Genomic DNA, 21,970 nt, shown 5'->3' with positions numbered 1-21,970 from the left:
CCCAGAGGGAGAGGGTCTTAGAAACGGGAGGGGGTCAGATTGAGGAGCGCTGTAGCAGGCAGTCGACGTAAGCGCCGGGGGAAGAAGGCGAAATTGAAACACGCTAAGCATAAGAAGATTTGAGATCTCAATTCCTCAACAGCCCCTCCGCATTCTTGTGAAAAACTTCTCCAAAAAATCCTCCGCACATAGCTTGCCAAAGCGGATGAAAAAAAGCCGGCAAATTGCCGGCCCCTTTTATTTATTTTTCTTCAGTCACTTTTCGCTTATAAGTCGGCACAATTTTTTGGATGCTGCCGTCGCTATTGAAATACACGCGGTCTATGCAAGTGGAGCGGCGATAGCTGCCGCCGCCGGGCAAGGTCGCATCGTGATAGGCCAGAAAAGTATGGCCTTTAAAGTCGAACAGCGCCGGATGAATGGTGGTGGTGTTGGGCAGGGGGTCCATAATAATGCCACGATATTCCCAGGGACCGGTGGCGGAGGTGCTGGTGGCGTAACCGATGCTCTCCGGAAATCCTGCGGCGTACACCAAATAATAAAGGCCGTTGTGTTTGGAGACGTAAGGCGCTTCTTCGTAATTCGGCAATGTATCCACGGTATGAATTTTGACATCGCTCATATCGCGGCTGACCATTTTGCTGTTGGCATCCAGCGTATATTTTTCGCCTTTTAAGTGGATTAAATCGCTTTCCAATTCCACCCACCATAATTGCCGGTTGCCCCAATACAGGTAGGCTCGGCCGTCATCATCAATAAATACGGCGGGGTCGATATTGCGCCAGGAATGGTCTTTATATTGCGCGGTATCGGCCAGCACAATCATAGGCATGCCGCGCGGATCGGTAAAAGGACCTTCCGGATTGTCGGATACTGCAACACCAATGGCAAAGCCAAATTCCGGCTGGCCGCCTTCCATGGTCACATAAAAATAATATTTGGATTTTCCTGATGCGTCTTTTTTGTGGGTAACGTGCGCCGCGTAGGCATTACCGGTCACTTCACTACTGCGCGCCCACGCAAAATCTGCATGACTCAAAACCGCGCCTTTGTTTTCCCATTTCACTAAGTCCTTGGTGGTCCACAAGCGATAGTCGTACATCCGGTAATCGTTGACATCTATGGCTTGCTCGTCGTGGCTGGTGTACAGATACAGGGTGTCGCCCAACACCATAGCGGCAGGATCAGCGGTATAAATAATTTCGCCAACTTCATTGGTGGGGTCTTGGGTGTCGTAGCGAATAATCGGGTTGTCAAAAACAGTTGGCGGCTCAAAAGCAGTCTTATCCGATTTTAAGCTGGAACAAGCCGCCACTGTTAATACCGAAGCCACGGTTAAAACCGCTGAAATTATTTTTCTCATATCAATCGTTCTCTTTACATTTTTTAACTGAGTATTGTGCCGTAAATGCGGTCCAAATCGACAACACCTATGTAATAGGACGTTACCTTAACGGTTGAATACATGGATTGCCAGATTTTTACGCGCAAAAGGGCAGAGAACGTGTAGCGGAGCATTAATGACATTCTTCGAGGTCATATAGCGGGGGGCTGCGGGAGCCGTTTTTAATTCGATACCAAATCTTTAGGAAAGTCCGGGCAAAGAGACATCAATTCCTGCGCAAAGGATACCAGTCTATGGGATTTTGGGTCAGCGCCATCTGTTCCCCGAAAAATAACTTCATTTCCTGAATACAGGGTGATTAATCTTGATGATCCACCAATAGAAACCGGAGAATCGCCAGCCTTTGGCAATGTTTGAATAGGTAATGCCAATGCATCCTTTGCAAGCTTCTCAAAAACATCGAGCTCGATGGTGCAGAATTTTTCAAGAATAATTTCGCCGTAGGCATGAATCATTAAATGACATTGGTCTAGCGTTACTGTGATTCTATAACTTCTATGATAGGGCGGAGGAACGGCGGAATCATTAAATTCGTATAGGATTTTGGTAATGGCTTGAGACATGGCTTTTATCCTCAGATCTATAGCAATATACGTTGCCTTGGTATATTTAATTAATAAAGCGTGGCTTGAGATAATTCCTATCACAAGCCACGTTGCAGTTGGAGTCCATTCCTCAGTTTTTTATTTCGCTACAGCCAGTTTGGCAAAGTATTTTTTGAAAGTGGATGCTTTCATTGCAAAAACACCGTTGGTATTTAGTGGCACGACAGCATTGTAGGAAATATGATGCGCAGACCAGGTTCCGGAGCGAGTATCGAGGGTTGCATGGTGAGTGCCCCAAGGATTTCGCAGAACGATGTACTGTTCATTGTTGTAATCGTCCCAACCCAACACGGAGTAAGCATGGTTCGCTACAACACGAGCGCTAATGTAGTCAGTTCCGGAAGGCTGGCTGGGGTATGTCCATGCCACCATCGGATTGACAGTGCGTTTACTTACTGAATTAGCGCGGACAAATTTCCACAAGTCATTGGCTGAAGTGCTCGCATTGGCTTTGTAGGTTCTGGTACCGCCAATCAATTGAGCACAAGCCAAAGCGGGGTCGCCGCCAGAAATCGCCGGGTAGTTAGGAAAATCAGTGAGATTGTTCGTTCGCCATTTGGCATAAGCTTTTTCCATAACGGCGGGCCAAATTTCTGTCGAATCCAGTGATCGTGCGTAAATCCAGTAGCGGGTAGTTTTGGTTACTGGAACCTTTTCTGTCACCTCTACAGATTGGGGCGAGCCTGTTCCGTTCTGATAAAAACTGATTTTGTGGATTGGGCTGTCTTCATTGCCCCAACCGGATGGTCTGGCCATGTTGACGATGGTGTAAGGTCTCGCCCAGGCAACTGAGGCAAGGGCAGCTATAAAGTAGCAATCCCCAAGCGCACCTTGGATAGGATCATTGACCTCTGCGACATCCTCAAAATAATCGCCTTTGTCGAACCACTCTTTATCCGCGGGCTTCCAAGGAACGCTAGACTCGGATCGGACAACGGCGGAGGACAGTAATACCTCATCCAATTTATCGTTAGCTGGTGTTGGCAAACGCAAGCTGCTAATCGCTTGCTCTATTTTTACCTGAGGTTGACGGTCCAGCAAAAAATTTTTCAGCCGATTTTCGGCATCCGTTTCTCCGAGGATCGCTACTTTCTCGTCGAGATCAATTTTTACACTTGGGTTGAGAATGGGGTTCCTTATATCAAAGATGGCTTCTTTCTTGATATTGAGAATTTCAGAGAGAAGTTTTTCGGGTTCGCTGACTGAATTCCATTGAATATTCTTTTTGGCTACGAGTTCACCGAGGGCATAAGGATTGATAACACCTACTTTATCGCTCATTGCTGTTACTCCGTTGATAGTTGAAAATTTCCTAGATGACAGCGTGATTGGTTTGACTGTGTTGATCGCTGCCGGTATCAAACACGGGCTCAATATATTGGCGAGGCCAAATTGGGCTCTGTGAAATATTCACATTCACCGGGAGCAAAATTCACATTGAAGGGGGATAAGAAGCATCGTACAGGCGGTCGTCGAAAGTGATTTTTCGACTTAATACTTTTATGGCAGGGTATATGAGGAATTTTGGAAATTATTAAAGGAGAAACGTGGCGAGTGTCCGAATTTGAATTGAATAGCAATTACCAGATAAAAATTTTAAAAAAAATAAGCAAGCCACAGACCCCGAGTAACATAAACCATCCTAAAAATTTGGTTGCCGAAATTGGCATTTTGCGGTTTATTTGCGGAAATAAAATCAGCGTTAGTGAAAGTAGCGGCAATAACCCAAAAAGCTGTCCCGGATAAGTCAACTTTATAGGCAAGTGTGGCGGTACGCCTAAATAGACTATTAGATACAGTGCAACAAAAGCTAAAGCTGCCAGACAGCTTCTTTCTGTTCCATTCTGTCTAACATACGAGAAATAGGTAGCCGCAATGAGAGCAAACAGGATTGTTTCAAGCATAAGGAAAAGGCTGGGCAACCACGCCCGAAAAATCGGGTGTGGTTATTCCCGTCAGACCTTTGGCTTTTCCGGTTTAACAATCTGATTTTCATTCTGAAATTCGCGAATAAAAATTCCCCAGAATGCAATAAACAAGGCGGCAATCAGTGGTCCAATCACAAAGCCGTTAATACCAAATAAAACCAAACCGCCAAGGGTTGAGAGCAGCACGAGATAGTCGGGCAGTCTGGTATCGCGGCCGACCAGGATGGGGCGGAGGATGTTGTCGATCAGGCCTATGCCTACCGCGCCGACGATTACCAGAATAATGCCTTTGATAACGGAACCTGTGGCGAAAAGATAAATGGCCACGGGCGCCCAAATCAGGGAAGCGCCTACTGCTGGCAAAAGGGAAAAAATGGCCATCACCACGCCCCACAAAAATGCCCCGCCAATACCGAGTGCAGCAAATGCAATTCCGCCGATGGAGCCTTGGACAACAGCGACCACTATGTTGCCTTTGACAGTGGCACGGGTGACTTCGGCGAATTTGGTAAATAACAGGTGTTCGCGTTCATCGCCGAGGGGCAGAGCTTTGTAGAGCAGGGCAACGATTTTGTCGCCGTCGCGGATAAAAAAGAAGGACACATACAGCATCACCCCAACTGCCAGGGCAAAGCCAAAAGCGTTTTGGCCGATGCTCACAGAGTGCTGGGCGATAAATTTGCCCGCTGCCATGGCGGCTTCGGTGGCGCTTTGTTTAAGGCGGTCAAAATCGATTCCGAACCGATCCATCCAGTGTTGCACGGCGGGAAAACCGTCCTGGACTTTTTGCACGTGTTTGGTGATTTCTACTTGGCCGGATTCCACGGTTTTATAGAAATCGGCGATCTGTCCGACCACTGAGGTAATAGTAAAAATCACCGGAATAATCACGATCACGGAGCAAGCCAACAGGGTAAGTGCCGCGTTGAGATTGCGTCTGCCGGGCATTTTGCTGTTCAGCCAGTCCTGTACGGGGGCAAAAATAATGGCGATGGCAACGGACCAGAAAATGGGGCCAAAAAAGGGTTTAAGGACCCAAAAAAACGCCAGAGAAACCAGGATAAGGAGAGCGAGAAAGGATTGGTTTTCGATTCTTTTGTACATAACGCATCCCGAGCGGCTGTCGCGAAAAGATTCGCTATCTTAGCGCGCTGGGATGGTTTTGGCTTGGGGAGCTTCTGGTTTTATTGTTGTGTTGCCGAAAGATCTAGGACTCCTGACGAATCGGCGGAATTTTGCTCAGTTGCACATCAACCTGACGGTAGGGCATTTCGATTCCCGCGGCATCAAAGCGGTTTTTGATGTTTTCCAGCAGGGCAAATTGTGTATCGCCCAGGTCGGAGCTTTTTACCCAGACGCGCACCACAAATTTGATGCCGGTTTCGACAAAGCCGGTAACGCCTATGGCGATTTCCTTGTCTTTCAGTACGCGCGATTCGTTTTGCACAACCGCCGAGAGTTCTTCTTTTACGCGGGCGACATTTGCGCTGTAACCGACAATGACATCAAGGTCGATGCGCCGCTGCGGTTGGATGGAATGATTAACTACGTTGCCGCTTAAAATTCCGCCGTTGGGAATGGTGACGGTTTTGTTGTCAGCGGTGATCAAAGTGGTTGAGAAAATGGAAATTTCCCGCACTGATCCCGCCGCGCCCGCCGCTTCTATGTAGTCACCAGCGCGAAATGGCCGAAATAAAATCAGTAATACACCTGCGGCGAAGTTGGACAGTGAGCCTTGAAGAGCAAGGCCAACAGCAAGACCTGCGGCGCCGATCACGGCGACGAAAGACGCGGTCTGCACACCCAGCTGGCCGAGTGCAGCCACTATTACCACGATCAATAAACCGTAATAGGAAATTTGGCGGAAAAAAGCCGATACGGCGCTGTCGACACCGCGGAAGGTCAGTGTGCGTCCCAGTAATATGGATACGCGTTTGGCGATCCAGCGGCCGATAAAAAAGACAGCCAGTGCCAGCAAAATCTTGATGCTGTAGATAACGATGAGATGGGGGATTTGGTCAAACAGGGCGTGAAGTTTGTCTTCCACGGTGGAATTCCTTCCGTAAGACAAAAAATTAGGCCGGGGCGAACCACCGGCCTTTTTTACCGCTAAACGCGTGAATTAGCGTTGGATGCTTTCTACGTGTGCAGTGACTTTTGCAGTTACGCGACGGTTGGCTGCACGATTTTCTGGAGTGTTGTTGTTCACCAGCGGACGTGATTCACCGTAACCAACGGAAGAAACGCGTGAACGGTCGATGCCGTAGCGTTCAACCAGAACGCGGGCAACAGCGGCAGCGCGTTTTTCTGACAATTGCTGGTTGAAAGCTTCAGAGCCGCGATCGTCTGTGTGACCTTCCAGAACAACTTTGGTCAACGGATATTCACGCATAAATTGCGCAACGGCTTCGATTTCGCTCAAAGAATCTGAACGGACTTCGAAGGATTCATTTTCGAAATTGACGCGCAATTGGACTTCTTTGGTTTCGGTGATAACGATATAGCAGCCTTTTTCGTCCACTTTGGCACCAGCAGAAGTGTTGGGGCATTGGTCGTACGCATCTGCTACGCCGTCGTTATCGGAGTCTTGGACCAATTCACAGCCGTAAGCATCAACTGGAGTGCCTGCTGGAGTGCCCGGGCAGCGGTCTTGGGAATCGATAACACCGTCGCGGTCGGAATCAGCAGGTGCTGCAGTTCTCACAGGCGCAGCCGCTTTTTTGCCGCCGATCAGGAAATTCAAACCCAGACCAACGCTGTAGTGAGTCCAGTCGCGCTCGAGGTCGCGAACCAAGCGAAGTTCGGGGCGGAAGCTCAGAGAGTTGGTGATAGCGACTTTCAAACCGGCACCCAGGTTGGCCATGTCGTTTTTGTAGTCGGCATTGCCGTAGTCATAAACTTGTTGGCCGCCACCGATCAACAAATAAGGCTGAACGCCTTCTTTTTCAGCGAAGTGATAAAGGAAGTCCAGGCGGTAGGTTTCCAGATCGATTTCACGGTCGCTGGTGGAGAAATCCGTGCTGCCAGCGGTATAACCGATTTCTACGCCCCAAGGAGTAGAGGTTTTGTAACCCAGGTTGATAGCGCCCAAAAACGGATTATCAAACGGCGCGTCTTTATCCAGCATGTGATATTCAACACCGGGGGTGATGGTAAAACCGCTGCTTTGTTCTGCAACTGCGTACGAGGAAATACCTAAAGCTGCGCCGCACATCGCGACACGAATGGCGTTGGCGAGTTGAGATTTCATGATGTACTCCTTCTTTTTTGGTTGTTCTTAATAATTAATGCTTTCTGAGCCGATTTTGGGTGGAACAGGCGCGCAGCCTAAAGGTAGAAATGTGAACAAATTCTGAATTTGTGCGTTTTTACCAAATTTCCTGCTCCGATTAAAGTTGGGTAGCGATCATTTGGCGGCATCTAGCAGCAAATTGGCGTCTCGTTCAGCGGAATAAATTTAATTTGAAGTGACAAACGCTCCGCGAGGAGTCAGAAATATTCGGTGGGCTGGTGATAATCCGAGCAAGGCATCGGCAGCTAAAATGACTGCCCCTGCAGTCCATGTGGTTTTTTCTTCCGGCCAAATTGCGCGATCGCGGAAAACATAACCCGTCCAATATCCGCCATCGCGATCGCGCCATTGATGAAGCGTGTCGTAAAGTTCGAGTGCTTTTTCATGCTCGCCGCATGCCATAAGCGCGATGATGAGTTCGCTGGTTTCAGCAACTGTAACCCAAGGTTCATCGTTGACGCAGCGACAACCTAAACCCGGTTCGACAAATTCATGCCAGCGTTTTTCGATGCGTCGTCGCGCATCGTCACCGCTGTAAATTCCCGCCAGAATCGGGTAATACCAGTCCATCGAAAAACGCGCTTTGCTCGGCCAGGTGCGATCAAAACGCTCCGGGCGCTCGCGCAACGCGATTTCCAATTGATCGCCAGCTTGGCGCCAAGTGGATGCTTCTTCGCCGAGTGTTTGGGCGATTTTTTGTGCGCAATCCAAACTGCGCAAAATCGAGCTGCACGCCGTAACCAGAGCATCATTTTGCGCGTTGCCATTTTCATCGACTGCCCAGGCAATTTCTCCAAATGGACTTTGGTGGCGCAAAACAAATTCAATGGCCTTGCGTACGCAAGGGAACATATCAGCGAGAAAACTGCGATCACGCGTGATTAAAAAGTGATGCCACACTCCGGTTGCAACGTAGGCGACAAAATTGGTTTCGCGCAGCGAGGTTTGCTGGTTTTCATCGGGAGTGGCGCCGGCGAGAAAATAATGGGCATACCAACTGCCGTCGGCTAATTGTTGTTGCGCCAGCCACTGATAAGCCAATGCCGCTTCATCGCGAAATCCGGCGACGCTGAGTGCCATGGCCGCTTCTGTGTGATCCCAGGGATCGAGTTTGCCGCCGCGAAACCATGGAATGGCGCCATCCGCCAGTTGGGCGGAACGAATATAGCGCGCGGTCGGGTGCAGTTCTTCCGGCAGCAGAATGGGAGGCACTGAAGTCACGACAAATCCCTCTTGGTGAAATAAAACACGACGCTTTTGCCCATCAGGGGATTGAGCATCCATTCGAGAAAACGGGTCAGCGGCGGATGTTTGAGTAGATCCCAAACCAGTAGCCGGTGATAAAGGCGCACAGGTGCAAAGTCAGCGCCGCGCTGCCAGAACAAACAGCGCAACCACCAATAGGGCACGTGTAAAGCATGCGCCCAGTGGTGCGAAATTTTGTCGAATCCGCGGCTTTGGATTTCGGCGCAGAGTTTTCTGGCGTTGAAGATCCGGATATGGCCGCCTTCGACTTGGTGATAAGCGCGGCTCAACCACCAGCAGATGCGCTCCGGCCAGGCGCGCGGAACACTGACCGCCAGTATGCCGCCGGGCGCCAACACGCGCCGTGCTTCGGCCAACATGCCCTGGTAATCCGGAATATGCTCCAGCACTTCGGAGCAGATCACCACATCAAACGTGTGATCGGCAAACGGCAGGCGCAAACCATCGCCCACCAAAAAATGACAACGCTTTTCAGGATCGGCTTGCGGGAAATCGTTTTTGCGCGATTGCGCCGTGCGCACGTCTTTGTGGTTGACGTCCAGCGCGACTACCTCAGCCGCCGCACTAAACCAGTAAGCCGCCAGGGCGTGCCGCCCTTCGCCGCAGCCCAAATCCAAAACGCGTTGATGTGGCTGCAGCGCCAGCTTGTCCAGGCGAATGGTTTGCATCAGAGATTGGCTCCGGCTGCGACGGAATCTGATTGAAGCGTCGGAATGATCTGGTGGTAAAAATCCGTAAGCCGCTCGGCCACCCGGTCCCAACAATATTCCTGAGTGATGCGCTGCCGGCCCATTTGCATCATGGCCTGGGCAAGCACCCGATTGCTCAGAACCTGGCAGATCCCCTTGGCGAGGGCCTCGCTGTCTCCAGCCGGCACCAGCACACCGGCATTGCCGACCACTTCCGCTAAAGCACCGCCGTTGGAGCTGACCAGTGGCACTCCGCAGCTCATAGCCTCCGCCGCAGGCAGGCCAAAGCCTTCATATAAAGAAGGGCAGACGGCCACGCTGGCGCGGGCGTATTCTTCGACCAGTTCCTGGTCACTAATGCCGCTGCGAAAGGTCACGCAGTGCTCCAGACCCAGTTCCTTCAGCAACTTTTGATTGCGACCGCCTTCCTGCAGCTTGCCGATCACCAGCAAATGCGCCTCCGGCAGTCGCTCGCGTACGCGGCGCAGGGCTTCCAGCAGAACGCCAAAGCCTTTCAACGGTTGGTCGGAAGAGGTGGTGGTCATGATGCGAAACGGCACCCGCTCGATCTGCGGCTGCGGTTGGAACAGCTCGGTATCCACGCCATTGGGGATCACCTGGGTCAGATGCTGCGACCGGCCGAATTCCGCGGCTATGTCGCGGCGCGAGCACTCCGATACAGTCACCACATGGCGGAGCCGGCGCACCACTTTCTGCTGCATGCCGAGAAAGCTGTACCAGCGGCGGATCAACAGGCGATGACCCCAGCTGTGCGCGTCGGCCACGGCCAAATCGCGATCCCGGGTAATCGGGTGGTGCACTGTAGCCACCACGGGCCAGCCAGCTTTTTGCAATTCAAGCAGGCCGTAACACAGGCTCTGGTTGTCGTGAATGATGTCGTATGCGCCGCGGTGCTGTTGCAAGTAGCGCACAACCCGTCGGCCAAAGGTATAAGGCTCGGCAAAACCGCCAGTCGCCATGGACCACCATTCGAAGGTATCGGTAAACGACTTCAAATGGTGCCAGCGCAGCGCCCGTATGTGGTTGGGCATGGCGGCGTAGAGATCCAGGCTGGGAATGCGGATCAGCCGGACTTCCGGGTCGAGTTCTGGATAGGGTGGCCCGGATAGCACATCAACCTGATGGCCGCGACGGACCAGGGCGCGGCTCAAGTACTTCAAATAGATGCCTTGGCCGCCGACATGCGGGTGGCTGCGATAGCCGAGCAAGGCGATACGCAGAGGCCGTTGCTCAGTTGTCGCCGGCCCGGTGTCCGGTGCTGGGAAGCGATCTTGGGCGAGTTGCACTACAAATTCTGCAGAAAATTATCCGGCTCGTACGCCAGAGAGATAAAACGCACAGGTGTGCCATCGGCCTGGGCGACCAGCAGCGTGGGGAAAACATGGACGCCGTAAGTGCGCATAAGCGTGCGGGTTTGCGGATCTTCGGAATCCAGGCGCACAAACACGTATTTTTCATTGATGCGCGCTTTCACGCGCTCGTCGACCATCACCATGCGGTCGAGCTTGCGGCAGAAACCGCACCAATAGGCGGAAAAGTTAATGAGTAGCGGTTTAGAAGTTTCCCGGGAAAGCTGCTGTGCTTCGGCGAGGGTTCGTTTGGGGAGGCCGGTTGCGGCAAAGGCAGCGCGGCCCAATTGATTCGGTGAGGTCATCCATAACACCGCCAGCACGAGTACGCCGAGTAAGGCAACGCCAGCCAGTGCGGCCAAAATCTTTGTTCGGGTACCAAATGCCATGAGTGCGCCCAGGAAGGGTAAAGCCAGAGTGTGGAAGTGTTCGGACTCGTGAATCCAAGCCAATATGGCTATAATCCCGCCCTCTCAACAAGGGGCAGACAGTATGGCCGAACGTAAGGCTTCCATCAATCGGGATACCCTGGAGACGCAAGTGAGCGTGACCGTCGATTTGGACGGCACCGGCAAAGGTGTGTTCTCCACAGGTGTGCCATTTCTAGAGCACATGATGGATCAGATCGCTCGCCACGGCATGATCGACCTGCACGTCACTTGCAATGGCGATACTCATATCGACGACCACCACACAGTGGAAGACATAGGTATCACCATCGGTCAGGCAATCAACAAGGCGCTGGGCAGCAAGAAGGGCATTCGCCGCTACGGCCACGCCTATGTACCGCTGGATGAAGCTCTGTCGCGCGTAGTGATCGACTTTTCCGGCCGTCCCGGTTTGGTCATGCAGGTGCCGTTTACCCAGAAACGCATCGGCACCTTCGATACCGAGCTGTTCTACGAATTCTTCCAAGGCTTCGTCAATCACGCCCAGGTCACCCTCCATATCGACTGCCTGCGCGGCCACAACGCGCATCACCAGATTGAAACGGTCTTTAAGGCATTCGGCCGCGCCCTGCGCATGGCGTTGGAGCGCGATGAACGACTGGGCGACGCCATGCCGTCGACCAAAGGAACTCTTTGATTGCAGGCGACAACAGCATGAGCAGTAACTTTATCGCGGTAATCGACTACGGAATGGGCAACCTGCATTCCGTTGCCAGCGCCCTGCAGCACATAGCGCCTGACGCTCATATCGAAGTGACCTCAGACGTGGGGCGCGTGCGCCAGGCGGATAGAGTGTTGTTCCCCGGCGTCGGTGCCATTCGCGCCTGCATGGGTGAGATTCGCCGCGGCGGCTTCGATGTCGCAATCGCGGACACCATTGCTTCCGGCAAACCACTGCTGGCGATTTGCGTCGGCCTGCAGGCGCTGATGGACAGCAGTGAGGAAAACGGCGGCGTGCCGTGCCTCGCGCATTTCCCCGGTGAGGTCAAGGGCTTCGCCGCCAATGCGGAATTCCAGATTGCCCAGGCGAGTGCACCAGCGGCGGAGCGCCTCAAGGTTCCGCATATGGGCTGGAACCAGGTGCGCCAGACGATCGATCACCCCATGTGGCACGGCATTCCGGACTACAGCCGGTTTTATTTTGTGCACAGTTTCTGCGTACAGGCGACTGATCCCCAAGTGGTCGCGGGTGTGTGTCATTACGGAATCGATTTCAACGCTGCGCTGACCCGCGCCAATGTGTTCGCCGTGCAATTCCATCCGGAAAAAAGCGCTGAACACGGTTTGCAACTACTCAAGAATTTTGTCAGCTGGAACGGTCGCCCCTGATCGCTCAGCCCGGATATAGAGAACTTTTTTCATGCAAATTATTCCCGCCATCGACCTCAAAGACGGCCAGTGCGTACGTTTGCGCAAAGGTGTGATGGAAGACTCCACCGTATTCTCCAATGACCCTGTCGCTGTCGCCCGCCAATGGGTGGAGCAAGGCGCGCGCCGCCTGCATCTGGTCGACCTCAACGGCGCCTTTGCCGGAAAGCCGGTCAATGGTGAAGTGGTGACCGCGATTGCCAAAGCTTTCCCCGAGCTGCCGATCCAGATCGGCGGCGGTATCCGCTCGGCGGAAACCATTCGTCATTATCTGGAAGCGGGAGTCAGCTACGTCATCATCGGTACCAAAGCAGTAAAAGAACCGCAGTTCGTGACCGATATGTGCCGCGAGTTCCCGGGCACCATCATCGTCGGCCTGGATGCGAAAAACGGCTTTGTTGCCACCGACGGCTGGGCGGAAGTGTCATCGGTCAAAGCTACCGAACTGGCCAAACGCTTTGAGCAGGATGGTGTCAGCTCCATCGTCTACACCGATATCGACCGCGATGGCATGATGCAGGGCGTCAACGTCGAAGCCACAGTCGCCATGGCAAAAGCCTCCAGCCTGCCGATCATCGCCTCAGGCGGCATCACCAATCTCGACGACATCAAAGCCCTGCTCGCCCGCGCCAACGAAGGCGCTGGTATTTGCGGTGCTATTACTGGTCGGGCGATCTACGAAGGCACATTGGATCTGGCTGCCGCGCAACGGCTGTGTGACGGGCAGTAGGGAGAGATTTATGGCGCTGGCAAAACGCATCATTCCCTGTCTCGACGTCGACAACGGCCGAGTGGTCAAAGGCGTGCAGTTTGTGGATATCCGCGATGCCGGTGATCCGGTGGAGATTTCCAAGCGGTACAACGAACAGGGCGCGGACGAGATTACCTTTCTCGATATCACTGCAACTCACGAAGCGCGCGATACCACTGTGCATACAGTGGAAGCCATAGCCGCAGAAGTCTTTATCCCCCTGACTGTTGGCGGTGGTATCCGCACCCTGGAAGATATCCGCCGCATGCTCAATGCAGGCGCGGATAAAGTCAGCATCAATTCTGCTGCAGTGAAAAATCCAGATTTTGTCGCCGAAGCCGCAGCGCGCTTTGGCTCGCAGTGCATCGTCGTCGCCATAGACGCGAAAAAAGTGAGTGCTGAAGGCGAAACTCCCCGCTGGGAGATCTTCACTCATGGTGGCCGTAAGCCGACGGGTATAGACGCGGTCGAGTGGGCGGTGCGCATGGTCAACAGCGGCGCAGGCGAAATCCTTCTGACCAGCATGGACCGCGACGGCACTAAAAACGGCTTCGATCTCGGTGTGACCCGCGCGATTGCTGATGCTGTACCAGTGCCGGTTATCGCCTCAGGCGGTGTGGGCAATCTCCAGCATCTGGTGGACGGTGTAACGCTGGGCGGCGCAGATGCCGTACTGGCGGCGAGCATATTCCACTTCGGCGAATACACGGTTCCCCAAGCCAAAGCCTATATGCGCGAGCGGGGGATTGAGGTTCGACTGTAAGAGTTCATTGCATCTTTATAGATGCAGGTTACACATTCGAAATGTAACTTTGATGTGTAACCTATGGATGCCACAATCAAAGACCTGTGTTTGCACACCAAAAAACTCCTTTCTGCCACAGCGCGCGGAGAATAGATGCAGCTGGCTGATGCGCTCATCGCAGCGAGCGCCTTGTCATCCGGACTGGCCCTGATGACTGCCAATGACAAACATTACAAATTCATCGAGGGGATAGAGTTAAAGATTTTTCGCCCCTGATGGAGAAGTAGAAAAGAATGGAAGCCGGACCATAAGGTCCGGCATAGAGATCACGCCGCGCGGCTGTAACGATTAAGGCTTTCTCTAACGTGCGGTTCGGCGTGAAGGACAAAGTCGATAAAAGAGCTGGCGCCTCTCTCTGCCTCGTGCAAGGTATCGAAAGGACCTATATCAATCCCCTCCCGGGTTGCGTAATAAAAATATCCATCGCGTTCGAAAAAGCGTGAGTTGCGTACTGGTGGCTCACTCATTTCGCCAGTTCTTTTCATGGCCATGGAAGGACCTCCTCGTCAGCTGATTTAAAGGTGCTCCTTGTGCGAGATTGGGTCCGCGTGCCGCCTCTCAAACGTGCCGCTAACCTCAATAGTCCCTTTTTGTTCGCCCTCGTTGGGGCGTGTCGACCGACATTAACACAGAAAAATAGACTTGGCAGCGAGCGTTTTGTCACAAGGCTCAGTGCGTTTCAGATCGTTTTGATAGGGAAAGAGCGTGTTCCGGTATAACAATTCGACGCTTTTATTCTGAAGTAAGAATAAATGGAGGTGAGCGGCGTCATTGGTCGGATAAAGACGCCGCTCGAAGAAAAGTTACTGGGTTTTGGCTGCGGTTTGAGTTGATGGGCTTTTTTGGAAGAAAGACAACCCTTTCAACATATTGAGCGCTTCGTAGAGCTGGTTGTCTTTGCCTTGGAGGTCTTCCAAAAGCTTACTGCGCTCGGCCTCACGCTCTTTGGCTTTGATATCTTTGCCATCCTTGCCGTTTTCCAGGTGACCTGCCAACTGGGCTTCGGTGAGAGTAGTGCCTTTAAGCGCGGTAAGCGTGGCGCGTTCGATGACAATGTCCGGTTCAATGCCCTGGGCCTGAATCGACCGCCCGTTGGGGGTGAAGTACAGAGCGGTGGTCAGTTTCACGGCTTTTTCATCGGTGATCGGAATGACTGTCTGCACCGATCCTTTACCGAAACTGCGGGTTCCCATCACCAGGGCACGGCGATGGTCCTGCAATGCGCCGGCGACAATTTCGGAAGCAGATGCCGAGCCTTCGTTGATCAGTACAACAATCGGCAGCCCTTCGCTAGCATCACCCGGCTCAGCTTTGTAACTGAAGTTCGACTGCAGCATACGGCCTTCGGTGTACACCACTGTGCCGCCATCGAGAAACGCATCAGCCACTTCCACCGACGCCTGCAAAACCCCGCCAGGGTTGTTGCGCAGGTCGAGTATCAAGCCCTGCAGCTTGTGGTCCTTTTTGGCTTTTTTGATGGCTTCCAGAACGTCTTTGCCGGTGTTGACCTGGAACTGTGCGATACGGATGTAGAGGTATTGGTCGTCCATGACTTCGGTGCGCACGCTGCGGACTTTGATGGTGTCGCGCACCAGGGTGACGTCAAATGGTTGGTCGCGGCCTTCGCGCACTATGGTCAGCACAATCTTGCTGCCTTTGGGGCCGCGCATGCGATTGACCGCATCGTTGAGGCTGAGCCCTTTGAGCGTGGTGTCGTCGATCTTGATGATCAGATCGCCTGCTTCAATACCGGCGCGCGACGCCGGTGTGTCGTCTATAGGACTGATCACTTTGACAAAGCCACCCTCCATACCGACTTCAATGCCGAGGCCGCCGAACTCGCCGGTGGTGTGAACCTGCAGGTCGTCGAAGGAGGAGGCGTCGAGATAGCTCGAGTGTGGATCCAACTGGTCGAGCATGCCGCGAATGGCGTACTCCAGCAGGGTTTTATCGTCGATCTCCTTGATATAGGCATTGCGAATATGTTCGTAGGCCTTGGTGAAGACGCGCAGATCTTCCAAGGGGAGCACGCTTTTGGGAATCGGATCGGCTGCTTTCGGAGTTTCCGCCAGTCCGTATCCGCTCCAGCACAAGAGGACTGCGAAAGTCAGCGATGGGAGGCGCAATGCCATAGAAAACTCCTGAGAGCGATTAACACGCATTAAATAGATAGCCCCTACGCCTTGCGCAACCAAGGTCGTGGGTCGGTCGGCTGGCCTTTATAGCGAAGTTCAAAATAGAGTCCGGCGCTATCCTGTCCGCCACTTTGGCCGACGGACGCTATCTGCTCGCCAGCCTTCACCCAATCCCCAAGATTTTTAAACAGCGATTGGTTGTGGGCATAAAGGGTCATAAAACCTGCACCGTGATCGATGATCAGCAGTAATCCCTGACCGCGCAAATAGTCGGCAAATACCACCCGGCCCTGATGCACCGCATACACCGGGCTGCCTTCAGGAGCGCCGATCAGCACACCTTGCCAGGAAATCTTATTGGCAACCCGGGGCGAGCCAAAATTGCGTAACACCTTGCCGCCAGCGGGCCAGGGCAATTGGCCTTTCAATTTGGCGAACGCCTCATTGCTGGTCGGCACTTGCATGTCGCGGGTGATCAACACGACTTCGCGCAACAGAGACTCCAGATGATGGCGATCTTCTTCAGTCGATTTCAGTTTCGCATCGGTGGAGGCGATGGAGCGTTCGAGGTCAGCCAGCGTTTTTTTGCGTTGCGCCTGAGTAGAGACCAATTGATCGCGCTTGGAGCGCAATTCGCTGTGGCTGCGGGCCAAAGCTTCCGCTTCAGCCGCGATGGTGGGCTCCAACTCTTCCAGTCGTTGAATCGTGGTGACGTACCGACCAACCTCTTGCGCTTGCGCGCCAGCAAAGTAGCGGTAGTAACGCAGATTGCGTGCCAGTTGAGTTGGATCTTGTTGATTAAGCAGGAGCTTCAAGCTGCTCTGCTGGCCCAGTCGGTAGGCGGCATCAAGATACCGCGCGACTGAGCCCTGTTGCTGCTTTTTTGCGAGGGAAAGCTCCTCCTTCTCGCTTTTCAACTTTTGCAGATGACTCTGTTTATTTTCCAACTGCTTGCGCAGTTCCTGCACCTTTTTGCTCAGTTCGCCGATTTTGGTCTCGGACGACTCGAGCTCGTTGAGGAGCTGATCGCGGTTGGATTTAACCTTGTTCAGTTCGCGTTTGAGCTCCTCGATGGTTTCGCGCAGCTCTTTGACACGTGCTTGCCGTTCCTGCTCGGTCATGGCCATGGCCGGCGCAGTAAAAATTAGGGCTCCGAGCAAGAATGCACTGCACAAGCTCCGACCCTTGGACGAAAAGATCATCATGGTTTGCCAATTCCTCCTGGTCTGGTCGTGACTGTCGACGCGGTTTTTTCCAACTGGTTCAATCAGTGTAGTTCAACCAGACTTTGACCCGTCATTTCTGCAGGTTGTTTCAGTCCCAGAAGGGCCAGCATGGTAGGTGCTATATCCGCGAGGCTGCCGCCGTTTTTGAGGTTGAGCTGGCGCGGTCCCACGTAGACCAGAGGCACGGGCAGAGTAGTGTGCTGCGTGTGTGGCTGGTTGGTGGTCTCGTCGAACATCTGCTCGACGTTGCCGTGGTCGGCGGTGATCAACACGTCGCCGCCTTGTTTGGCGACTGCGGCGATGACCTGATCGAGGCACGCATCCACCGCTTCCACGGCTTTTACCGCTGCTTCAAACACGCCTGTGTGCCCCACTTGGTCGCAATTGGCGTAGTTGCAGATGATGGCGTCGTAATGTCCGCTGTTGATGGCGGCCACCAATTTTTCAGTGACTTCCGGCGCGCTCATTTCCGGCTGCAGATCGTAAGTAGCGACTTTGGGCGATGGGATCAAAATGCGATCTTCACCTTCAAATGTCGCTTCCTGACCGCCGCTGAAGAAGAAAGTGACGTGGGCGTATTTTTCGGTTTCGGCGATGCGCAGCTGGTTTTTTTGATTCTTGGCCAGCACTTCACCAAAAGTATTGGTGAGATCTTCTGGCGGATAGGCGCAGCTGGCGTTCAAGCCGGCTTCGTATTCGGTGGTCATGACGAAATCCGCCAGAGCCGGGATGCGCTTGCGCTGGAAGCCATCAAATCCGGGCGTGACAAACGCGTGCACCAGCTGGCGGGCGCGGTCAGGGCGGAAGTTCATAAAGATGATGGAGTCGCCGTCTTCGATGGTCACAGGCGCTTCACCGTCGCTGTAAATGGCAGTGGCTTTGACGAATTCGTCGTCTTCACCGCGTTCGTAGGCTGCCAGCAAGCCGTCCACGGCATTGGCGGCGGTGTATTGTGCGGTGCCGTCGACGAACAGTTCATAAGCCGCTTGCAGACGATCCCAGCGCTTGTCGCGATCCAGGGCGAAAAACCGACCTACGATGGAAGCGATCTTGCCGACGCCCAGTTCGGCCAACGTATCCTGAGCCTTTTGCAAAGACGCTTCCGCACTGCGCGGTGGTGTGTCGCGGCCGTCGAGCATGGCGTGCAGATACAGTTTTTTCGCGCCTTGCTGCGCTGCCAGTTTCAGCATGGCGAGCAGATGGTCTTCGTGGCTGTGCACGCCACCAGGAGAGAGTAGGCCGAGCACGTGCACCGCTTTGTCGTTTTTGACGGCTTTTTGGATGGCGTTAACGTAGACCGAATTGGTGAAGAAATCCCCGTCGCTGATGGCTTTGTTAATGCGCGTGAAGTTTTGATAGACGACGCGCCCGGCGCCAAGGGTCATATGGCCAACTTCCGAGTTGCCCATTTGACCTTCTGGCAAGCCCACCGCCATTCCCGAGGTGTCGATCATGGTTTTGGGACAGGTTTGCCAAAGCTTCTGCCATACAGGCGCATTGGCTTGAGCAACGGCGTTGTATTGCACGGTGTCGGAGTGGCCGAAGCCGTCAAGGATAAGAAGTACCACGGGTTTTTTCGGGCTCGTCATAAACAACCTTTAACAAAACAGCGGGAAGGGGAGGGAGCAGCAGGGGTTCCTGTGCGCAAGATGCCTATTCTAGCGGCTTTCAGGCGGAATTGTCGCTTTTCCAACCTTCGCAGGGCGGTATGGCAAACCTTTCATGTATACTTGGCCGCTTTTTCGCGGGGCGAATTTAGAATGCCCGCGGCCTTGTCATCAGAAATCGAGAGGTGTGTGTGAGCTGGGTGGATTTTGTTGCGGAGCAGTGGCTGTTGGTGTCGATTCTGACCGTGCTGGTAATTGCGTTTTTGCTGCTGGAAGCCCGCAAAGGCGGTACGACTATATCCCATCACCAGGCGACTCGCCTGATCAACAGCGGCGCGGCCGTGCTGGTCGATTTGCGCGATGCCAAAGAATTCAAAGCCGGTCATATAGTCGACGCCATCAATATTCCCTACGCTAACTTGGCAAGTCGCATTGATGACTTGGAAAAGCACAAAGGCAAACAAATTATTCTCGTCGACAAAATGGGTCAGCACGCGGGTGCGGCTGGCAAAATTTTGCGCGAAAAAGGTTTTCAGGTTGTACGCATGCAGGGCGGCATGATGGAGTGGTTACAGCAGAATCTTCCTGTGGTGAAGGCCTAATTGGAGTGGTTTTAGGCCCTCACTTCGTTAAGAGTGTCGTCTTTTTATGTCAGTTAAAATTTATACACGCAAATTGTGTTCGTATTGTGTGCACGCCAAAAACCTGTTCGATCGACTGGGCGTAGCCTATGAGGAAATTTCCGTCGACGGCGATCAAGAAGCGTTGTTGCGCATGGTTGAGATGAGCGGGCGCCGCTCAGTGCCGCAGATCTGGATTGGCGACACCCATGTTGGAGGCTGCGATGACCTTTACGCGCTCCACCGCAATGGGCAGTTGCAGGGATTGCTGGACGCAGACGCTAACGCCGGCCGGGCTTAATTAGCTCGCCGAGTGCTTGTCGGGCACGCTTGAATTTAAAGTCGGACGCCCCCAAATCCTTCCGACTGCTTTTGCCTCGGGTCTTCTGGGGCATCTACTCACTAATGAAAAAGGCTAACTCATGGCAGACAACAATAACTTCCAAGGTGATGCAAACCTCCAAGGCGACGCACCACAAGCTCCTCAGTTCGCGTTGCAACGCATCTACCTGAAAGACCTGTCTTTCGAATCTCCCCTTGGTCTCGAAGCCTTCAAACAGGCGTGGCAGCCCAAGATCGGCCAGGATCTCAATACCAGCGTTAACAAACTGGACGAAGATCTGTACGAAGTTGTTCTCAAAGTCACTGTCAGCGCAACCGCCGAAAACAAAACGATTTTCCTTGTCGAAGTTCAGCAGGCCGGCATTTTTATGGTTCGCCAGATGGAACCACCGCAAATGGCGCACCTGTTCAACTCCGTTTGTCCGCAGATCCTTTTCCCATACGCTCGCGAAGTGATCGACAGCTGTGTGGTGAAAGGCAGCTTCCCGGCGCTGGCTCTGCCGCCGATCAATTTCGATGCCCTATTCCTGCGCGCCGTCCAACAGGCACAGGCGCAAGCTGAAAAAGAAGCCGCTAAAGCGACTACCAATTAATCATTGCTTCGCTGCGTCGCTCGGCGCAGTTCCGCTATCTTCCGCCAAACTGCGACTCACAGAGCCGCAGTTTTCGCTTCTATACTTTACATTTTGCTGGCTATACCGCCTCGCGCCGCTTGCGCAACAGCTGCTACGCTGCCAATTCTTTATGGCAGCACTAATGCCCGGAAAGAATGAATGACAGAAAGCCTGGTTGAGGATCTTAACCGCTCGATCGCTGAACGGCGTTCTCGTGTCATTCGCAACGCAATTGGCGTTCTTTTCCTGGTTTTGGCGGCGTTCCAGGTAAAAAGTGTCCTCCTGAGTTCCATGTTGTGTCTGACGATCCTGTCATTCGCCATGGTGGCTCTTGTCCTTGCGTTTTACTACAACCGCGCTGGCGCAACCCAGGTGGCGCTGGTTTTGATGTTTTCCTCTTTGTGGGTCTGCGTGATGGCGGGCATTCTCGCCGCGGGGGAAACGGAATCGGTCGCTATAGCATGGTTTCCCGTACTTATTGCGCTCGCCGGGGTGCTGGGAGGGCGGAGCCACGGTGTTATTTGGCTGGTGGTGAGCGTGGTATCCATTGCTGTCTTGTGGGGTTTGGATTTTGCCGGTGTCGATTGGTCGCTCCCCCAAAGTGAAAGTGGCAAACGCTTGCAGCTGCGTCTGCACCTGATTACGCAGCTCACTATGGTGGCGGTGACAGTGCTGTCGTTTGTATCCATGAATCGCCAGCGTGAAACTCAGCTGGTAGAGCAAATCACCAGGTTGGGACGGGAAGTGGAGCTGCGGCGCAAGACGGAAGAGGCTGCTACTAACGCGAATCGGGCCAAGACCTTGTTTCTGGCGAATATGAGCCACGAGATTCGCACGCCGCTCAACAGCATCATTGGCTTTTCCGGGCGTTTGATAAAACGGCAGAGCTTTTCTGATCCGAAGGACGCCGATGCCATCGAATGTGTGCATCGCAATGGCAAGGGGTTGTTGTATCTGGTCAAAGAACTGCTGGAACTGGCGAGCATTGAGTCCAATGACCTGCAGTACAGCTCCACCGAATTCTCCATGGACAATCTGATCCGCGAATGCCTGACCTCGATCGAACCGGTCGCTCTCAGTTTTGGTTTAAAACTCGACTACAAATGCAAGCAGGACAGTGAGCTGCGGGCTGATCGGGCGCGGTTGCATCAGGTGATCTCGAGTTTGCTCTATTTCGGTATCCGGCAGACGCGGGAAGGGGGGATCGATCTGATATTGTCCCGGACAAACAAGGATGGCATCAACGGCGTGCAGATCTCAGTCGCCGATACCAGCCCGGGAATTCCGGAGGAGCAGCTGGCAGGGTTGTTCGAAACCCATTATCAGTTGGTATTGAACAGCAATCGTGATTTGCCTGTATCGCCGTTAACTTTGGCTCTGGCAGCCAAGCTGGTGCAGATGCACGGCGGTGAAATCAAAGCGGATAGTACCCTGGGCAGGGGCACCCGCTTTGTCATCTGGGTGCCGTTACAACCACCTGCCGCGCAATAGTCCTCGA

At 53.3% G+C, this 21,970-nt stretch carries 25 protein-coding genes; 9 read left to right on the top strand and 16 right to left on the bottom strand.

Features of this window, described 5'->3' with window-relative positions:
* Positions 1–241: 241 nt before the first annotated feature.
* The 12 genes from DWB84_RS10365 to DWB84_RS10310 all read right to left on the bottom strand — a co-directional run bounded on the left by DWB84_RS10365 (position 242) and on the right by DWB84_RS10310 (position 10,944).
* Positions 242–1,363, bottom strand: coding sequence for a glycoside hydrolase family 43 protein (locus tag DWB84_RS10365; RefSeq protein ID WP_187409731.1), 1,122 nt, complete (start codon positions 1,361–1,363; stop codon positions 242–244).
* A gap of 23 nt (positions 1,364–1,386) precedes the next feature.
* Entirely contained in the window at positions 1,387–1,527 is a 141-nt protein-coding gene (locus DWB84_RS10360) for a hypothetical protein (RefSeq protein WP_187409730.1), read from the bottom strand.
* Between the two features lie 39 nt (positions 1,528–1,566).
* On the bottom strand, positions 1,567–1,968 hold the full coding sequence (locus DWB84_RS10355; RefSeq protein WP_187409729.1) for a hypothetical protein: 402 nt from the start codon (positions 1,966–1,968) through the stop codon (positions 1,567–1,569).
* A gap of 120 nt (positions 1,969–2,088) precedes the next feature.
* Positions 2,089–3,372 (bottom strand): C2 family cysteine protease, encoded by a 1,284-nt coding sequence (locus tag DWB84_RS10350; RefSeq protein WP_222868129.1) that lies wholly within the window; start codon positions 3,370–3,372, stop codon positions 2,089–2,091.
* Between the two features lie 218 nt (positions 3,373–3,590).
* Positions 3,591–3,914 (bottom strand): hypothetical protein, encoded by a 324-nt coding sequence (locus DWB84_RS10345; protein ID WP_187409728.1) that lies wholly within the window; start codon positions 3,912–3,914, stop codon positions 3,591–3,593.
* 51 nt (positions 3,915–3,965) lie between these two features.
* A complete protein-coding gene (locus DWB84_RS10340) occupies positions 3,966–5,042 on the bottom strand; it encodes an AI-2E family transporter (RefSeq protein ID WP_187409727.1) in 1,077 nt (358 codons plus the stop codon).
* A 103-nt stretch (positions 5,043–5,145) separates the two neighbouring features.
* Positions 5,146–5,985 (bottom strand): mechanosensitive ion channel domain-containing protein, encoded by an 840-nt coding sequence (locus DWB84_RS10335; RefSeq protein WP_370589702.1) that lies wholly within the window; start codon positions 5,983–5,985, stop codon positions 5,146–5,148.
* Between the two features lie 75 nt (positions 5,986–6,060).
* Positions 6,061–7,188, bottom strand: a complete 1,128-nt coding sequence (locus tag DWB84_RS10330) for an OmpA family protein (protein WP_187409726.1) — start codon at positions 7,186–7,188, stop codon at positions 6,061–6,063.
* A gap of 207 nt (positions 7,189–7,395) precedes the next feature.
* Positions 7,396–8,451 carry a prenyltransferase gene (locus DWB84_RS10325; protein ID WP_187409725.1) on the bottom strand — a complete coding sequence of 352 codons (1,056 nt, stop codon included), beginning with the start codon at positions 8,449–8,451 and terminating at the stop codon, positions 7,396–7,398.
* The gene (locus DWB84_RS10320) at positions 8,448–9,164 is read right to left on the bottom strand and encodes a class I SAM-dependent methyltransferase (RefSeq protein ID WP_187409724.1); all 717 of its coding nucleotides are present in this window, start codon (positions 9,162–9,164) and stop codon (positions 8,448–8,450) included. The genes DWB84_RS10325 and DWB84_RS10320 overlap by 4 nt, the downstream gene beginning before the upstream one ends.
* A complete protein-coding gene (locus DWB84_RS10315; RefSeq protein WP_187409723.1) occupies positions 9,164–10,492 on the bottom strand; it encodes a glycosyltransferase family 4 protein in 1,329 nt (442 codons plus the stop codon). The genes DWB84_RS10320 and DWB84_RS10315 overlap by 1 nt, the downstream gene beginning before the upstream one ends.
* Positions 10,492–10,944: a thioredoxin family protein gene (locus tag DWB84_RS10310; protein ID WP_187409722.1), complete on the bottom strand. Its 453-nt coding sequence runs from the start codon at positions 10,942–10,944 to the stop codon at positions 10,492–10,494. Before DWB84_RS10310 ends, DWB84_RS10315 begins: the two co-directional genes overlap by 1 nt.
* 103 nt (positions 10,945–11,047) lie before the next feature.
* On the opposite strand from DWB84_RS10310, the gene hisB reads away from it, so the two are divergent.
* The 5 genes from hisB to DWB84_RS19050 all read left to right on the top strand — a co-directional run bounded on the left by hisB (position 11,048) and on the right by DWB84_RS19050 (position 14,144).
* Positions 11,048–11,641, top strand: coding sequence for an imidazoleglycerol-phosphate dehydratase HisB (gene hisB / locus DWB84_RS10305; RefSeq protein ID WP_187409721.1), 594 nt, complete (start codon positions 11,048–11,050; stop codon positions 11,639–11,641).
* 17 nt (positions 11,642–11,658) lie between these two features.
* Complete coding sequence (hisH, locus tag DWB84_RS10300) at positions 11,659–12,333, top strand: imidazole glycerol phosphate synthase subunit HisH (protein WP_187409720.1); 675 nt, start codon at positions 11,659–11,661, stop codon at positions 12,331–12,333.
* Positions 12,334–12,364: 31 nt separating this feature from the next.
* Positions 12,365–13,102: a 1-(5-phosphoribosyl)-5-[(5-phosphoribosylamino)methylideneamino]imidazole-4-carboxamide isomerase gene (hisA, locus tag DWB84_RS10295; protein WP_187409719.1), complete on the top strand. Its 738-nt coding sequence runs from the start codon at positions 12,365–12,367 to the stop codon at positions 13,100–13,102.
* Between the two features lie 10 nt (positions 13,103–13,112).
* Positions 13,113–13,886 carry an imidazole glycerol phosphate synthase subunit HisF gene (gene hisF / locus DWB84_RS10290; protein ID WP_187409718.1) on the top strand — a complete coding sequence of 258 codons (774 nt, stop codon included), beginning with the start codon at positions 13,113–13,115 and terminating at the stop codon, positions 13,884–13,886.
* Between the two features lie 135 nt (positions 13,887–14,021).
* A complete protein-coding gene (locus tag DWB84_RS19050; RefSeq protein WP_255428945.1) occupies positions 14,022–14,144 on the top strand; it encodes a hypothetical protein in 123 nt (40 codons plus the stop codon).
* Between the two features lie 50 nt (positions 14,145–14,194).
* On the opposite strand, the gene DWB84_RS10285 is transcribed toward DWB84_RS19050, so the two are convergent.
* The 4 genes from DWB84_RS10285 to gpmI form a co-directional block, all read right to left on the bottom strand.
* On the bottom strand, positions 14,195–14,419 hold the full coding sequence (locus DWB84_RS10285) for a DUF6316 family protein (protein WP_255428944.1): 225 nt from the start codon (positions 14,417–14,419) through the stop codon (positions 14,195–14,197).
* 312 nt (positions 14,420–14,731) lie between these two features.
* Complete coding sequence (locus DWB84_RS10280) at positions 14,732–16,060, bottom strand: S41 family peptidase (RefSeq protein ID WP_255428943.1); 1,329 nt, start codon at positions 16,058–16,060, stop codon at positions 14,732–14,734.
* A 44-nt stretch (positions 16,061–16,104) separates the two neighbouring features.
* Positions 16,105–17,223, bottom strand: a complete 1,119-nt coding sequence (locus DWB84_RS10275; RefSeq protein ID WP_255428942.1) for a murein hydrolase activator EnvC — start codon at positions 17,221–17,223, stop codon at positions 16,105–16,107.
* Between the two features lie 107 nt (positions 17,224–17,330).
* Positions 17,331–18,878, bottom strand: a complete 1,548-nt coding sequence (gpmI, locus tag DWB84_RS10270) for a 2,3-bisphosphoglycerate-independent phosphoglycerate mutase (RefSeq protein ID WP_187409715.1) — start codon at positions 18,876–18,878, stop codon at positions 17,331–17,333.
* 218 nt (positions 18,879–19,096) lie between these two features.
* On the opposite strand from gpmI, the gene DWB84_RS10265 reads away from it, so the two are divergent.
* From DWB84_RS10265 to DWB84_RS10250, 4 genes are all read left to right on the top strand, one after another.
* The gene (locus DWB84_RS10265; protein ID WP_187410089.1) at positions 19,097–19,498 is read left to right on the top strand and encodes a rhodanese-like domain-containing protein; all 402 of its coding nucleotides are present in this window, start codon (positions 19,097–19,099) and stop codon (positions 19,496–19,498) included.
* A 46-nt stretch (positions 19,499–19,544) separates the two neighbouring features.
* The gene (grxC, locus tag DWB84_RS10260) at positions 19,545–19,817 is read left to right on the top strand and encodes a glutaredoxin 3 (RefSeq protein ID WP_187409714.1); all 273 of its coding nucleotides are present in this window, start codon (positions 19,545–19,547) and stop codon (positions 19,815–19,817) included.
* 121 nt (positions 19,818–19,938) lie between these two features.
* A complete protein-coding gene (secB, locus tag DWB84_RS10255) occupies positions 19,939–20,451 on the top strand; it encodes a protein-export chaperone SecB (protein WP_187409713.1) in 513 nt (170 codons plus the stop codon).
* A 180-nt stretch (positions 20,452–20,631) separates the two neighbouring features.
* Positions 20,632–21,963 carry a sensor histidine kinase KdpD gene (locus DWB84_RS10250; RefSeq protein ID WP_187409712.1) on the top strand — a complete coding sequence of 444 codons (1,332 nt, stop codon included), beginning with the start codon at positions 20,632–20,634 and terminating at the stop codon, positions 21,961–21,963.
* Positions 21,964–21,970 lie beyond the last annotated feature (7 nt).

This window comes from Saccharophagus sp. K07 (assembly GCF_014336955.1).
In the GTDB taxonomy this organism is placed as follows: Bacteria; Pseudomonadota; Gammaproteobacteria; order Pseudomonadales; family Cellvibrionaceae; genus UBA5868.
This window is presented reverse-complemented; position numbering and strand designations above follow the sequence as displayed.

Excerpts from the sequence above, each read along its gene's own strand:
- DWB84_RS10310 (WP_187409722.1), bottom strand. The coding sequence starts at position 10,944 with ATGGCATTTGGTACCCGAACAAAGATTTTGGCCGCACTGGCTGGCGTT.
- DWB84_RS10320 (WP_187409724.1), bottom strand. The coding sequence starts at position 9,164 with ATGCAAACCATTCGCCTGGACAAGCTGGCGCTGCAGCCACATCAACGC.
- DWB84_RS10360 (WP_187409730.1), bottom strand. The coding sequence starts at position 1,527 with ATGTCATTAATGCTCCGCTACACGTTCTCTGCCCTTTTGCGCGTAAAA.
- DWB84_RS10365 (WP_187409731.1), bottom strand. The coding sequence starts at position 1,363 with ATGAGAAAAATAATTTCAGCGGTTTTAACCGTGGCTTCGGTATTAACA.
- DWB84_RS10355 (WP_187409729.1), bottom strand. The coding sequence starts at position 1,968 with ATGTCTCAAGCCATTACCAAAATCCTATACGAATTTAATGATTCCGCC.
- hisB (WP_187409721.1), top strand. The coding sequence starts at position 11,048 with ATGGCCGAACGTAAGGCTTCCATCAATCGGGATACCCTGGAGACGCAA.
- hisH (WP_187409720.1), top strand. The coding sequence starts at position 11,659 with ATGAGCAGTAACTTTATCGCGGTAATCGACTACGGAATGGGCAACCTG.
- grxC (WP_187409714.1), top strand. The coding sequence starts at position 19,545 with ATGTCAGTTAAAATTTATACACGCAAATTGTGTTCGTATTGTGTGCAC.
- gpmI (WP_187409715.1), bottom strand. The coding sequence starts at position 18,878 with ATGACGAGCCCGAAAAAACCCGTGGTACTTCTTATCCTTGACGGCTTC.
- DWB84_RS10330 (WP_187409726.1), bottom strand. The coding sequence starts at position 7,188 with ATGAAATCTCAACTCGCCAACGCCATTCGTGTCGCGATGTGCGGCGCA.
- DWB84_RS10345 (WP_187409728.1), bottom strand. The coding sequence starts at position 3,914 with ATGCTTGAAACAATCCTGTTTGCTCTCATTGCGGCTACCTATTTCTCG.
- hisA (WP_187409719.1), top strand. The coding sequence starts at position 12,365 with ATGCAAATTATTCCCGCCATCGACCTCAAAGACGGCCAGTGCGTACGT.
- hisF (WP_187409718.1), top strand. The coding sequence starts at position 13,113 with ATGGCGCTGGCAAAACGCATCATTCCCTGTCTCGACGTCGACAACGGC.
- secB (WP_187409713.1), top strand. The coding sequence starts at position 19,939 with ATGGCAGACAACAATAACTTCCAAGGTGATGCAAACCTCCAAGGCGAC.
- DWB84_RS10285 (WP_255428944.1), bottom strand. The coding sequence starts at position 14,419 with ATGGCCATGAAAAGAACTGGCGAAATGAGTGAGCCACCAGTACGCAAC.
- DWB84_RS10250 (WP_187409712.1), top strand. The coding sequence starts at position 20,632 with ATGACAGAAAGCCTGGTTGAGGATCTTAACCGCTCGATCGCTGAACGG.
- DWB84_RS19050 (WP_255428945.1), top strand. The coding sequence starts at position 14,022 with ATGCAGCTGGCTGATGCGCTCATCGCAGCGAGCGCCTTGTCATCCGGA.
- DWB84_RS10340 (WP_187409727.1), bottom strand. The coding sequence starts at position 5,042 with ATGTACAAAAGAATCGAAAACCAATCCTTTCTCGCTCTCCTTATCCTG.
- DWB84_RS10280 (WP_255428943.1), bottom strand. The coding sequence starts at position 16,060 with ATGGCATTGCGCCTCCCATCGCTGACTTTCGCAGTCCTCTTGTGCTGG.